General features: G+C 58.6%; 9 protein-coding genes. 4 read left to right on the forward strand and 5 right to left on the reverse strand.

The window, feature by feature from the left end:
- Positions 1 to 157 precede the first annotated feature (157 nt).
- Entirely contained in the window at positions 158 to 1129 is a 972-nt protein-coding gene (locus HDF14_RS24690) for a glycosyltransferase family 2 protein (protein WP_183981420.1), read from the forward strand.
- A 30-nt stretch (positions 1130 to 1159) separates the two neighbouring features.
- Here HDF14_RS24690 and HDF14_RS24695 read toward each other — a convergent pair whose 3' ends face one another.
- The 4 genes from HDF14_RS24695 to HDF14_RS24710 form a co-directional block, all read right to left on the reverse strand.
- Positions 1160 to 2836, reverse strand: a complete 1677-nt coding sequence (locus tag HDF14_RS24695; RefSeq protein WP_260698568.1) for a S10 family peptidase — start codon at positions 2834 to 2836, stop codon at positions 1160 to 1162.
- A gap of 304 nt (positions 2837 to 3140) precedes the next feature.
- Positions 3141 to 5795, reverse strand: a complete 2655-nt coding sequence (locus HDF14_RS24700; RefSeq protein ID WP_183981421.1) for an ABC transporter permease — start codon at positions 5793 to 5795, stop codon at positions 3141 to 3143.
- The gene (locus tag HDF14_RS24705) at positions 5792 to 6136 is read right to left on the reverse strand and encodes a PadR family transcriptional regulator (protein WP_183981422.1); all 345 of its coding nucleotides are present in this window, start codon (positions 6134 to 6136) and stop codon (positions 5792 to 5794) included. The genes HDF14_RS24700 and HDF14_RS24705 overlap by 4 nt, the downstream gene beginning before the upstream one ends.
- Positions 6137 to 6230: 94 nt before the next feature.
- The gene (locus HDF14_RS24710; protein WP_183981423.1) at positions 6231 to 6761 is read right to left on the reverse strand and encodes a cupin domain-containing protein; all 531 of its coding nucleotides are present in this window, start codon (positions 6759 to 6761) and stop codon (positions 6231 to 6233) included.
- Between the two features lie 212 nt (positions 6762 to 6973).
- On the opposite strand from HDF14_RS24710, the gene HDF14_RS24715 reads away from it, so the two are divergent.
- Positions 6974 to 8656, forward strand: coding sequence for a VWA domain-containing protein (locus tag HDF14_RS24715; RefSeq protein WP_183981424.1), 1683 nt, complete (start codon positions 6974 to 6976; stop codon positions 8654 to 8656).
- Positions 8657 to 8723: 67 nt separating this feature from the next.
- On the opposite strand, the gene HDF14_RS26995 is transcribed toward HDF14_RS24715, so the two are convergent.
- On the reverse strand, positions 8724 to 9896 hold the full coding sequence (locus HDF14_RS26995; RefSeq protein WP_183981425.1) for a DUF1579 family protein: 1173 nt from the start codon (positions 9894 to 9896) through the stop codon (positions 8724 to 8726).
- 65 nt (positions 9897 to 9961) lie between these two features.
- On the opposite strand from HDF14_RS26995, the gene HDF14_RS24725 reads away from it, so the two are divergent.
- Positions 9962 to 11260: a winged helix-turn-helix domain-containing protein gene (locus HDF14_RS24725; protein WP_183981426.1), complete on the forward strand. Its 1299-nt coding sequence runs from the start codon at positions 9962 to 9964 to the stop codon at positions 11258 to 11260.
- Positions 11261 to 11464: 204 nt separating this feature from the next.
- On the forward strand, positions 11465 to 13987 hold the full coding sequence (locus HDF14_RS24730) for an ABC transporter permease (protein WP_260698569.1): 2523 nt from the start codon (positions 11465 to 11467) through the stop codon (positions 13985 to 13987).
- Positions 13988 to 14223 lie beyond the last annotated feature (236 nt).

The raw sequence follows: 14223 nt of genomic DNA on the forward strand, positions 1-14223 counted from the left end.
ATAAATCACTCATATATTGCATAGTGCTAAAAATGAATCGTTTAGAAGCTCCCTGAGCCTCAAATCAACCCTCAAAGGGCAAACATAACCCCTCGGTGTAATCGCCTACACCAGCCATCTGCTCTACAATCCTCCAAAGCAGCAAGAGGGCTAGCGAATGACTGTTTCTGTCGTAATGCCCACCTATAACGCTCGGCCCTTCCTCCGCGACGCCATCGCCAGCGTTCTCGGCCAAACCTGGACCGACTTCGAACTCATCATCGTCGATGACGGCTCGACCGACGATTCGCTCGCCGTCGCCCAGTCCTTTGCCGAGACTGATCCGCGCGTCAAGGTCTTCGGTCAGCCCAATGCCGGCACCGCACTCGCACTCAATCGGGCCATCGACCTCGCCTCCTCCGAGTGGGTCTTCATCATGCACTCTGACGACCTCATGCACCCCAATCGCCTCGAGCGCCAGTTAGCCTTCCTCGAGGAACATCCGGAACTCGCCGTCGCCAGCAGCCTCGTCCGCCACATCGACGACAGCGGAAGAGTCATTGGCCGGGACAACTCCTTCTTATTCACTCACGAGGAGATCGAAGAAAAAATCCGCCTCAACAAGCTCATCGGCTTCAACCACCCGGCCGTCGTGCTTCGCAAAAGCGTCGTTCAAAGCATCGGAGGATATCGGCAGGAGTTCTGGCCAGCCGAAGACATCGACCTCTGGAACCGCCTCGCCGAGCAAGGCCACAAGATCCTCGTCCAGCCCGAAACGCTCCTCGACTACCGCATCCACGGCGGCTCGGCCTCCATCTCCCGCGCACACCTCACCCGAATCAAAGTCCGCTGGCTCAAAGACTCCATGCTCCGCCGCCGCAGAAACGAACCCGAGCTTACGTGGGACCAGTTCCTCTCCCTCCGCCGCAAGTATCCCATCAAGCGCCGAATCAACGAAGAGCGAGTCGACTTCTCGCAGATCTTCTACAAAGCCGCCGTCGGACACTTCGCCAAAAAGCAGTATCTCCACACCGTAGGCAACGCGGCCCTCGCCGTTCTCCTGCGCCCCTGGTACATCTCCTCCGAGATCATCAGCAAATCGAAGTGGCGGGTTAAAGGCAACACGAATCAAACCGAGTCGTCCTTCTAGCCCGCCACCTCTCGATCGCCAAAAACCCTGCTACTTCCCGTCCTCCGTCCCCCGGATAAACGCCGCCACATCCGCATGGAATTGCTTCAGCACGTCCTCATTCACATACACCATATGGCCGCTCTGGTAGTAGTGATAGCTGATATTCGCCTGTAGCTTCTGTGGAATCTGCAGATGATGCATCTCGAACTTGCCCTCGAAGTAAGGCGTCGCCAGGTCGTAGTACCCACCTGCCAGCATCACCTTCATCTTCGGATTCGACTTCATCGTGTACGCCAGATCCGGCATCACATTCGTCCCGCCCCACTGCTGATTCGCCGGCGGGCCACCCGGTGGCTGGTGCCGCAAATCCCACGTAAAGTCCGGATCCTCATAAGCCCCCGGCTTATACGTCTGATTCTCGCCATACTTCAGATCCGTCCGCATGTAGTGATTCAGCGCCGCCGTATAGGCAGAGGAGATTGCATTGCTCTGCGGGTCATACTCCGCATCCGAGCTCAGCGGATCGATATCCGGCCCCTTGTACCGCGTATCCAACCGTCCTGTCGTCGTCTCATCGTCAAGCTGCAGTTGCTTGCTGAATGCAGCACCTGTTACCCGAAGATTCGCCCTCATCAAATACGCCACCGGCAGCCCGGTGTACTGATGCAGCTTCTCCGCCACAGCCTGCTTCGAAGCCTCGGGCAGCTCCGAACCCTTCAGCAGAGCGCTCATATAGTCGCCCAGTGCGTACTGCTCCACCTCGGCCAGAAACGGCTCCAGCGCCGCAGGCTGCGTCAGCAGCTTGTGATGATAAAAAGCGCTCGCCGCAAACGTAGGCAGACCCAGCGCATACGCCTGGTCCACCCCAGGATTCCACTTCGGCCCATCGATGCTGTTATCAAAGCTCAAAATCTGCGACAGCAGAACAATTCCATTCAAATCCACGTTCTGCAAAACGGCCGACAGCACCGCGCTCCGCGGCGTCCCATAGCTCTCGCCCATCAGGTACTTCGGCGAGTTCCATCGGTTGAACTTCGTCAGAAACCTGCGAATGAATCGGTCGAACGCATGCGCATCCTGGTCCACGCCCCAGAACGCCTTCTCCTTATCCTCGCCCATAATCCGGCTGAACCCGGTCCCCGGCGCGTCGATAAAGACCACATCGCTCACATCCAGCAGACTGTAGTCGTTATTGACGATCTTGTACGGCGCGGCTTCATCATGCTGTGCATCGGTCGTCACCACGCGCTTGGGGCCAAACGAACCCATATGCAGCCACATCGTCGCCGACCCCGGCCCACCGTTATACAAAAACGTTACAGGCCGCCCCGCTGGCGCATCTTTCTTGAAGTACGCCACATAAAACATCCGCGCCGTGGCAGTCGCTTCCTCCGGCTTCTCCGGATCTGGCGCCTTCACTCCCGTATCCGGCAACATCTTCCCATCCAGCCCCAGCATTGCGTCCTGGGAGTCCGTCGAGCCCACCGTCAGCGTGCCCGCGACCGCACGATAAGCAATCTTCTCCCCTCCCACCGTCACCGAGCCCTCTGTAGTCGAATCCGCCGGCGGCTCCGCAGACTCCACCACCGGCGTCCCCGTCACCACCAGCTTCTGGTCCTTCTTCTTATCGCTGTCTTTCTTCTCCTGCGCCCCCGCCCCCATCGCAAAAGCGACAGCCATCAGCACGCCGCAAGACGCACCCTTCAAAAGCAAATTCCTCGACATCCTCACACTCTCCAAAGCCAGATTTCCCAGTGCGAGAAGTATATCTACGTCGCCGCTACAGTTGCAGTTGCATTGCCGTTGCGTTGCCGTTGCCGTTGCAGTTGTAGTTGCCCTTGCCCTTGCCCTTGCCCTTGCCCTTGCCCTTGCCCTTGCCGTTGCCGTTGCCGTTGCCGTTGCCGTTGCAATTGTAGTTGCCGTTGCAGTTGCAGTTCTAGTTGTCATCCCCGAAGGGGATCTGCTGTTGCCGTTGATGTTGCTCCACCCATCCGTCTTACCACCAAAAACCAACCCACCCAGAAATCCCTTACTCCGCCCGCAGCGCCTCCACTGGATTGATTGACGCCGCTCTCCGCGCCGGAACGTAACTGGCCAGCAGAGCCGCCGCAACCAGCAGAACCGCCACCCCCGCCAAAGTCCCCACATCCCATGACTGCACGCCAAACAGCATGCTCCGCAGCGCCACCGTCACACCCAGCGAGCACACCAGACCGACCACAATACCCAGCGCCGCCAGCCTCCCACCCTCCCTCATAATCATCCGCTGCACCATCTCCCTCTGCGCGCCTAGCGCCATCCGCACGCCAATCTCCCGCGTCCTCTGCCCCACCGAATATGCAATCACTCCATACAATCCGATCATCCCCAGCAACAAAGCCAGCGCCGCAAACCCTCCCACCAGCCACGCCGACGACCGATGCAAATAAGCCGTCTGCGACTCCTCGATATTCAACATCATCGTCGACTCATCCGCCGTGCCGATGCCGCGATCGAACTGGTGAATCGTCGAGACAAGCGTAGGCAGCAGCGCCTTCTCATCCTGACTCGTCCGAACAATCAGATTGAAGTACACGTCAGGGCTTTGATCCGCCGGATAGTACACCGCAGGCAGAGTCTGCTCATCGAGAGATGACTCGCGCAGATCGTCCACCACCCCAACAATCTCCTTGATCGACTTAGGCGACAACGTCGTATCGCCCATCCTCGCACCCAGTGGGTCCTGATCAGGAAAATACAGCTTCGCAAACGCCTCATTGATGATCACCACACGAGGCTTTGTAGCGTCTTCGTCTGGGTTGAAGAATCGCCCGCGAATCAGCTTCGCCTTCAGCGTCGTAAAGAAATTCGCCGTGACATCCCGTTCGTTCACTTCATTGTGCTCGCCGTTATACGGACGACCTACAAATCGCACCCACTCCGTATTGCCGTTCATCGTTACTGGCAGTTGGCTCGTTGTGGCTACCGAGGTCACGCCCGGCAACACCGAGATGCGATCCAGAAGTTGTCTCCGCGCCGCCACTACCTGTTCATCCTTCGCATAGACCTTCTCCGGCAGCGCAACCGAAAGCGTAGCCAGGTGATCAGGTTGAAAGTTCAACTCAACATGCAGCAGATGGTAGAAACTCTTCCCCAGCAAACCCGCACCCACCAGCAGCACGGTGGCAATCGCAAGCTCCAGCACCGTAAGATTCGCGCCGATTTTCCGCCAAAAAACACCCGCCGAGCCCCGGGAGCCCTCCGTCAACCCCTCCCGCATCTCGCCGAACGACAACTGCACAATCGGCGTCAACGAAAAAATCACCGTGGCCATCACTGCAATCGCCGCCGCAAAACATACAACATGTAAGTTCAGCCCAACTGCGCGCAGGTAGGGCATATGGGGCAGCATCTCCTTCGGGATAAGCCGCAGCAGCGCCTGCGAAGCAAAGATTGCACAGATCAATCCCAACAGCGAACTCCCGCACACAAGCAGAACACCTTCGGTTACAAATTGCCGCGCAAGCCGCAGCGGCGAAGCACCCAACGCACCCCGCACCGCAATCTCCCGCCTCCGGCTCTCCGATCGCACCAGCAGCAAACTCGCCACATTCACGCACGCAATCAGCAGAAGCAGACCTGCGCCCGCCAGCAGAATAAGCAGTATCGGACGGATATCTCCAACAACCGCCTCTGTCAGCGACTGAACTGTCGCGCCCTGCCCGCGATTTGAGTCTGGATATTGACGTTCCAGTTGCTGCGCAATAGCCTTTGTGTCCGCAAGCGCCGTCGCAATCGAAACTCCATCCTTCAGCCGCGCAACTCCGACTAACCCATGGCAGCTCCGTCTCAGGTCACATGTGTTCGCTCCCCCGGCATGCATCGTGGTCCAGAGCTCCGCATTATTGCGCGGCGCAAACTCAAAGCTGTCAGGCAACACGCCGACAACCACGTACGGTGTCCCGCTCAACGAAACGCTCTGCCCAACAATCTCTTTCCTGCCGCCAAACCGCTTCTGCCAGGCCGTGTAACTCAAAATGACCGTTCGCGGTGCACTCAGCAGATCCTCCCCAGAATAAAAGTCGCGCCCAAGCAGAGGGGCTATCCCCAGCGTATGAAAGAACCCATCCGACACCCGCATTCCAGTCACTGGCTCAACCCCCGATGGCGTGTCCAGCAGATAGCCCGCCCCCTGGTAGATATCCAGCGAACGAAAGCTGTGATTCATCTTCTTCCAGTCGAGATAATCGGGATAAGAAAGATTCGCATGCGGAAACACTGCAACGCTCTCTGTCACATCCACCAAAGTACGTGGATCTTCATAAGGCAGCGGCTTCAGCAGCGCAGCATCCACAAACGCGAAGATCGCGACACTCGCCGCAATTCCAAGCGAAAGCATCAGCACAGCCGTAATCGTGAACCCAGGATTCTTCGTCAATTGCCGCAGCGCAAAGCGAAGATCCTGCCACAACGTCTCAAAGAATGGCGCCGTACCCCGCTCGCGATAAGCCTGCCGGGTCCGCTCCATCCCTCCCAGCTTCGCCAGGGCATCGCGTCGCGCCTCCTCCGCCGTCATGCCCGCGTGCATGTTGTCGTCGATATGCATCTGCAGATGTCCCTCAAGTTCGCTGGCAAACTCCTCCTCCCGCCGCGCACTCGAAAACATCCCGGCAAACCGCCTCATCGCTGCACGCAGGTTCTTCATGCCGGATCCTCCGTTCCGCGCAAAAACCGCGCCAGAATCGCCGTCGTCTGCTCCCAGTTGTTGGTCTCTCGTTCGATCTGCTTGCGGCCCACCCGCGTCAGCTTATAAAACTTCGCCTTCCGATTGTTCTCCGACACACCCCACTCAGAAACAATCGCCCCCTCCTGTTCCAGCTTCAGCAGCGCCGGATACAGCGTCCCATAGTTCAGCGAGAGCACGTCCCCGCTGGTCTGTTCAATCCGCCGCGCGATCCCATACCCATGCAGCTCGCCCATGCTCTCCAGCGTCTTCAACACCATCAACGCCAGCGTCCCCTGCCAAACATCCTTCTTCTCACCCATGCCTGCTCCTATTGCCTATAAATAGGAGTATGCACCCACCTCTATTGGAAAGCAATATAAGTCCCTCCGGGCCAACCCAGGTCAGCTCCCCGCTCTAGGCCTCTCGCAGAAACTCTGTGCGGTACCGTGGAGCGAGTTCCTCGGCCTTCTTCATCAAGGCGGCCTGTTCCGCCTCACTAGGCTTCGGAGGAGCAGTCGTGCGAGTAGCCACCGGAACCCCAACCTCAAGGAAGAACTTCTCCTGCCCAGCAGGGGAACAGATACAAATCATCCGCACAGCCTGCGACGAAACGTTGTGGAACCGATGCGGCGCATTCGCAGGAATGGTCACCGTCTCGCCTGCCTTTACCGTTATCTTCTCCCCACGAAACGTCGCCTCCAGCTCACCTTCCAGCAAGATGAAGGTCTCCTCAAAGTCGTGTCGATGAGGCGGTGGTCCGCCCCCCGGTGGGACATGCATATCGATCACACAGAATCGTCCTGCAGTATCTTCGCCCGTTACCGTGACGGTGTAGGTATCCCCCACCAGGCCGATGTGTGGCAGGCTCTCAACCTTACCGAGCGCGAGCTTACGACTGAGATCGTCGGGAGGAACTTCTGAACTACCTTGCGTCTTTGCCGCCATGATCTGTTCTCCTTTTAACCTGCTGCTGTGCTGCCTAACCGTTAGATGTTGCTCGCCGACCAGACGGAAAACCCTTACCCCAGGTCGCTGAATCGCAGTTAAATCTGAGTCACTCAAGAAAGGATCATTACGTGGAGGCCTTTCGGAAGACATCTGACGTTGTGGGAACACCCTTCTAAGGCCATAATTTTTTTCGAAGACCGTAACACCGCTTGATATACCGTGTCTGCACTACCAAACCCGAGGGTCCCATCAAACTTCCGCTCCTCCACGCGCTGTTCCTCTTCGCTCTCGCCGCCGGCCTTTCTCACTCCGTCCCTGCGCAACAGCCATCACCGGCCCCAGCTGCAACCCAAGATCCGCGGACCCAAACCCAACCCCCGACCAATCCTCCGCCCGCCGCATCGCAGCCCACCAAAGACGCCAACGGCGTCTACACCATCCGCCGCAACGCCCGCCTCGTCATCCTCGACATGGTCGTCACCGACGCCAAAGGCAACATCGTCACCGATCTCAAGCGTGACGACTTCCACGTCACCGAGGCCAACGAACCCGAGAAGATCCTCAACTTCGACGCCCCCGCCGCTCACACCCTTAACCCCGAGCTCACCATCAACTCCACCGAAGAGCTCGACCGCCTCGCCCCCAACGCCCCCGTCAACATCATCCTCCTCGACGAGTTCAACACCCGCTTCGAGGACATGGCATTCGCCCGCTACTCCCTCAAAAAATTCCTCAACCGCCAGCCCGGCAAGCTCGACACCCCCACCATGCTCCTCGCCGTCGACCTCCAACACTTCACCGTCGTCCACGACTACACCCAGAACAAAGACGACATCATCGCCGCTCTCGATCATCACTTCGCCGCCTACCCCTGGCAGGCCCAGCAGGGTCAATGGCGCGCCGACCGCATCAATCTAGCCTTCCTCACCCTCCGCCGCGTCGCCGAAGCCGTCATCGGCCATCCCGGCCACAAAAATATGATCTGGATCGGTCGCGGCTTTCCCTCTGTCCGCTGGGAGGGCGTCCCAGTCGACACAGTAAACCTCGTCAACAACGCCGTGCAGGACTGCGTGAACATCCTCCGCGACGCCCGCGTCACCCTCTACACCATCGACCCAGCCGGTGTTCAAATTGAACCTCAAGCCTACGGCCGCATCGCCGGACGCGACGACCCCTTCGGTGGCGAATATCAATTCAATATCCTCGCAAAAGCCACCGGCGGTCGCACTCTCTACGGACGAAATGACGTTGACGCCGAGATCGGCACCTCCATCCGAGACGGCGCCAGCTTCTACAGCCTCACCTACCGGCCTGAAAACACCTCGCTCGACCCCTCGAAGTTCCGCAACATCAAGATCACCATCGATCGCCCCGGCCTTACCGTCTACACCCGCCAGGGCTACTACCTCCAACGTGGTCCCGGCCGCGTCGACCCCGTGAACCCCTCGCGCCGCCTCATGACGGACATCATCTCCGCCGACACGAGCACCATGGTCTACGACGGCGTTCCCGTCACCCTCGAACCCTCACCCACCGACCCCAACCGCTTCATCATCCACGTTGCTTCGAGCGGAACCTACTGGTCGCCCGCCACCGACACCGAACCGCGTCACTCCGACTTAGTTCTCGCCGTTACCACCTTCGACCGCAAGGGCAAGGTGCTCAAGAGTGTTGCCAAACTGATTCACGCCAGCGCTCCAACCACCGTGCCACCCACTGGAAGAATTGAACGCGGCGTCGATCTCGCCTACAACGTCGACCCCGACCCCAAGGCAGTCCGCGTTCGCTTCGTCGTGCGAGTCAGCTTCACCGGCCGCATCGGAACCGTAGACGCCAATCTCGGCCAACAGCACGCCGGAAACCCCGCATCATCAGTACCCGCAAATCCATAACCCACCCGACGGCCATCTCACTATGTGTCATCCAGTGAGATGGCTTCGAACAGCTTCGCCTCACTCCTCAGCGCGTGTATTTATTGATCCAATTAACCTCCCAGGTCTTTCCGCCATCCTCTGAAAACGCCTGCTCCGATTGGGCCGTATCCTGCGAGGTCTTCCAGATAGAAAATCGCACCAGCACCGACCGCCCGTTGATCTCTTCATAGTCATAGAAATCGCCGCGACCATCTTTGAATCCTCCAACACCCGGAATACCCAGCGTGCCCACACTCGGCGTCGCGAAATCCAGATTCCACTCATGCGTCGTTGGATTAAACCATCGCAGCGACAACAGTTCCACGTGCCCCGCAGGACCATCTGCCTCATACTCCGCCAGATTAGCCTTGCCTCCCCAGACCTTCTTAACCACCGTCGCGCCGTCCATCTCCACCCAGGTCGTAGAGCCCGTCAGCGGATGTAGCAACCGAGTCGAGTGCGTCTTCCACGTGCCTAAATCGAAGTCAAAATCGCGTTGTCCGCTGGATGCATCGACGCGCGCCATGCTTACATGTGTCAAGGAAGCTCCCGCCTCACCCGACTGTTTCTCGCGCGTCAACTCCCCAATAAAAGCAGGTACCCAGGTCTTTCCGCCATCATTCGAAAAATCCTCTTCGAAGTGATGAGAGTCTGGCTTTATGTCGGACCACGTTCCCCGAATCAGAACAGTCTTGTCACGAAAGGTCTCCTGCGAATAGAGTTCGCCCCGGCCATCCTTGAACGACCCCACCAATGGAGTAGTCAGCACGCCCGCTTGGCTGTCGATAAACGACTGCGTCCACTGATGAGCCTGGGGGTTGTAAAGAAACATCGTCAGCCCTTCCCAATGTCCCTTCGGCCCGTCAGCTTCAATCTCCTCCAGTTGCCCGCGGCCATCCCAGACCTTCCGAACCGTCACCGTCCCATCGAGTTCCATCGACTTATCCGACCCCGAAAACGGATCGAGCACACGTCGTATATGCGTATGCCAGACACCCAGGTTGAAATCGAAGTCATTCTTCCCATCCCGCAAAGCGACGGCCTGTTGCGATCCCTGGTCGGATGCGGCCGCCGCTGTCTGCCCAACAACCTCCTCAGCTCCGCCGCCAAAAACACATACCGCAAACACTAAGGCAACAAATAAGCCGAAACTCTTCCGGCCTCCGCCTAAAAACCTGCCACCACGCACGCCAGCTACCTCAGTAAATAAACGCATCATTGATCTCCTCCTGCCTTCTGACTCGCAAGCAGTGTAGGCTTGTTTCCAAACAGATCAGCCAACGTATGACACAGGGATTTTCAAAGAAAAATCAAAGCTCGCCCAACTCCGCCTATCGATTTGGCGACTTTGAACTCCACCCCAACGAACGTCTCCTCAAAAAAACCGCCGTCTCAATTCCGCTCCAACCCAAAGCGTTCGACGCTCTCCTCTGCCTCGTTCGCAAAGCCGAACATCTCGTCAGCAAACAAGAGTTGATCCAAACGCTCTGGCCCTCCGTGCACGTCAGCGAGGCAAACCTAACTAACACCATCGTCAGCCTCAGAAAGATCGTTGGCCGCGACGCCATCCGAACAGTCTCGAAACACGGATACCGCTTCGAACTCCCCGTGACCGGAGAGCCCGGCGTAGCACCAGCCGCCTACGAAAAATTCGCACGCGCGAAAGAGCTAACCGCCCAACGCTCTCTCGACTCGATGATCCTCGCGCGCGACCTCTACTGGATCTGCCTCGCCGAAGATCCCACCTTCGCACCCGCATGGGCCGGGCTAGGCAGATGCTGCTGGTTTCTCGAAAAGTTCAGCGACAACTCATCGACAAATCTTGAACTGGCCCAAGCAGCCTTCCAGCGAGCATTTACGCTCGACCCAGACCTCGCCTCCGCCCACCAGTTCTATACCTTCGTCCAGGTAGACACAGGCCACGCAGCCGAGGCAATGGTTCGACTCCTCGAACGTCTCAAACAAAATCCCACCGAACCCGAGTCGTTCGCGAGTCTCGTCCATGTCTTGCGCTTCGGCGGAATGCTCTCGCAGTCGATCGAAGCGCACCGTCGCGCCGTCCGCTTAGATCCAGCCGTCATCACCAGTGTTGCTCACACTCTCTTCCTCTCCGGCGAGTACGCCTCTGCAATCGAAACCTACAGCGGACGCGCCGCGTACTACTTAGACGCCGCAGCCTGGGCCGCTCTAGGCAATCGAAAACGTGCAATCTCCCTCTTACGCGAACGTCTCGACAAGATGCCGCTCTCCCCGCTGATGATTGCCCTGATGAGTTCTCTCTTAGCTCTTCTCGAAAACAAAATAGACGAAGCAATCAACCTCATGAAATCCGCCAACATAACGCGCGAGCCTGAAATCCTCCTCTACTTCGCACGCCACTACTCTCGGCTAAAAAAACCTGAGCTGGCAATCACAGCACTAAAGCAGGCGGCCCAGTCCGGCTTCGTCTGCGCACCACAAACCCTCACTTCCGATCCGTGGTTCAGCCCACTCCGCAAACACCCCGACTTCAAAGCCCTACACGACTCGATGCAAACTCTCGTCAACGAAGCCCAATCAAGCTTCGACCGATACACCATCTAACCAATCCCCCAAAGCTCCTCACAGACCCTTCCTCAGGCCCCCAAACTGTTCACTTGCGAACGAAGATTTTCGTTTTCGGACAGATCTCCACCCAAACCGCCGTCCCCTCATCCCGATCTACACAAAATAAAGCTCTTCCAGCGCACCCCATTTGGCCAAAAACCTGCGACACCCTACATGCCCAGCCATGCGCCCGGAGACCTTATGCAGACCTTTCTTCAGAATCTACGCTTCGCCCTTCGCCAACTCCGCAAGTCTCCCGGCTTCGCCCTGACCGTCATCCTCACCCTAGCCTTGGGCATCGGCGCCAACGCGGCCGTCTTCACCCTCTTCGACCAGGTTCTCCTCCGCATGCTTCCCGTCCAGCATCCCAAAGAGCTCGTACGCTTCGAGTGGCATGGCGGCTTCTCCGGTTCGGCCAGCAGCTTCGGTGGCGATCTCAACAACTACTTCTCCTACCCCATGTACAAAGATCTCCGCGATCAGAATCAAGTCTTCTCCGGCATGCTCGCGGCAGTCCGAATCAACACCGGCATCTCCTGGCACAACCAGGCAGAAGACAAAGACGCCGAGCTCGTCAGCGGAAACTACTTCGACCTCCTCGGTCTCAAGCCCGCCCTCGGACAGCTCATGACCGCGCAGAACGACACCGCGAAGAACGCCAATCCAGTCGTCGTCCTCAGCTACGACTACTGGAAGACCCGCTTCACCGCATCCCCCGACGTCATCGGCCAGACCATCCTCATCGAAGGCCATCCCTTCACCATCCTCGGTGTCGCTCCCGCCAACTTCCAATCCGCCATCGGAGGCTACAAGCCCGGCGCCTTCCTCCCCATCAGCATGGTCGACACAGTTCTGCCCAGCGCCGTCCCCCGCGACAACCTCAACAATCACCAGGCCATCTGGCTCACACTCGTCGGCCGCCTCAAGCCAGGAGTCACTCCCACGCAAGCCCAGGCCTCACTCGCACCTCTATGGCACTCTCTGCGCGCGTACGAGCTGTCGCTCTACAAGAACAGAACCGAGCACTTCAAAAAACGCTACCTCGACGACACGTCCCTCAAAGTTCTCGACGACTCCACTGGCTTCGCCCCCGAGCGCATGGAGCTGAAGACACCCCTCGTCATCCTCATGTGCATGGCCGGGCTGCTCGTCGCGATGTGCGCCATCAACGTAGCCACCCTCCTCCTCCTCAAAGCCTCTAGCCGAGCCCGCGAGATGTCCATGCGCTACGCACTCGGCGCAAAGCAGAGCCGAATCGTCTCGCAGCTTCTCCTCGAAGGCGGACTCCTCGGTATAGCCGGCGCCGTAGCCGGCTTGCTAATGGCTCCCCTAGTCACCAACACCCTCGTACGTCTTCTCACCAGCGCCAATCCCGGCGAAGAGCCCTACTCCACCGCCATCGACGCCCGCGTGCTCCTCTTCACCCTGTCTGTAGCCGTAGTCGCAAGCCTGCTCTTCAGCATGGCGCCAGTCTTTCACTTCCTCCGCCCCGACCTCGCCAACGCCCTCCGCCAAAGTGCCGGAACCGCATCCAAAAACTCGCAGCGATTCCGCAAAGTCGCAGTCGGCGTGCAAATCGCTCTCAGCGTGCTCTTGCTCGGCGGCGCGGGCCTGTTCGTCAGAACACTCAACAACCTCCGCCACCAGCAGGTAGGTTTCGACACCAGCCATCTCGCCACCTTCAGCTTCGATCCCGCAGACTCCGGCTACGGACAGGACCGCATGGTCCCCATGTTGACCAGCGCGCTCGATGCCGTGCAGCACATTCCCGGCGTCCTCTCCGTCGCCGCAACCAACGATGCCGAGCTCACCGGAGACTCCCACTTCAGCGGCTTCTCCGTAGAGGGCCATAAAACAACAGAGGAAGAAAAGACAGACTTCGAAGCTCCCTGGATCACCGCCGGTTACTTCGCCACAATCAAGCAACCACTGCTCGTCGGAAGAGAGTTCACCGCCGCGGATTCGCACGATGCTCCCAAAGTAGCCGTCGTCAACCTTACCTTCGCAAAGCGATTCTTCGGCTCCGCTCAAAACGCGCTCGGCCGCATGGTCTCCGAAGGAGGAGATACCCCAACCCCACCCGACACCACCATCGTCGGAGTTGTAGGTGACGTCAAACACCAGAATCTACGCACCGACATGGGAATGGCAGTCTATCGCCCCTATCCGCAGAATCCGCATCCATCCAGTGTCACGATCTATGCCCGCACCAGCCAGTCTCCCGAGATGATCGAGACCGCGATACGCTCAACCATCCACGGCGTCGACCCCACCCTCGTGGTCGCCGAGCTGCGAACGATGGACGAACAGGTAGACCGCAGCGCCGCCGACGAAAGGGCTCTCGCTCTCCTCGCCGTCGGCTTCTCTGCACTCGCGATCGTACTCGCAGCCGTCGGACTCTACGGCGTACTCGCCTATTCCACCGAACAGCGCACCCGCGAGATCGGCGTGCGCCTCGCCCTGGGATCGCAACGCAGCGGCGTCGTCATGCTCATAGTCCGCGAGATGTTCCTCATCGCAGCAATCGCCATCGTGCTAGCCCTCCCCTCCATCGTCCTGCTCGCCCGACTCTTCCGCAGCCAGCTCTACGGCGTAACCGCATCCGATCCCCTCACCCTCGCCGGAGCAGTCCTTCTAGCCGCAGTCATGGTCACACTAGCCGCAGTCCTCCCCGCAAGAAGAGCCGCCTCCATCGAACCCATGCAAGCCCTCCGCACCGAGTAGTCTCGTCATCAGAGGGTCAGTGTACCGGGACACGCGTTACGTTGTGGACCTGAGACATTCGTTACGAGCCCCTTGCGGCGTTGTGAGTCCCAAACTGCAGCTAAACGCGGTTATTGAGAATAATCATTGGAAGACTGAGCTCGATGAGTGACTTGGCCTGTTGGCAACAATTGAGAATCGACTCTGCCAGTAGTCCAGACTCCAAGGACCAGACGATCCTGTCGCAGAATCGTTAA

Origin of the sequence: Tunturiibacter gelidiferens, assembly GCF_014201335.1 — a bacterium.
GTDB lineage: Bacteria > Acidobacteriota > Terriglobia > Terriglobales > Acidobacteriaceae > Edaphobacter > Edaphobacter lichenicola_E.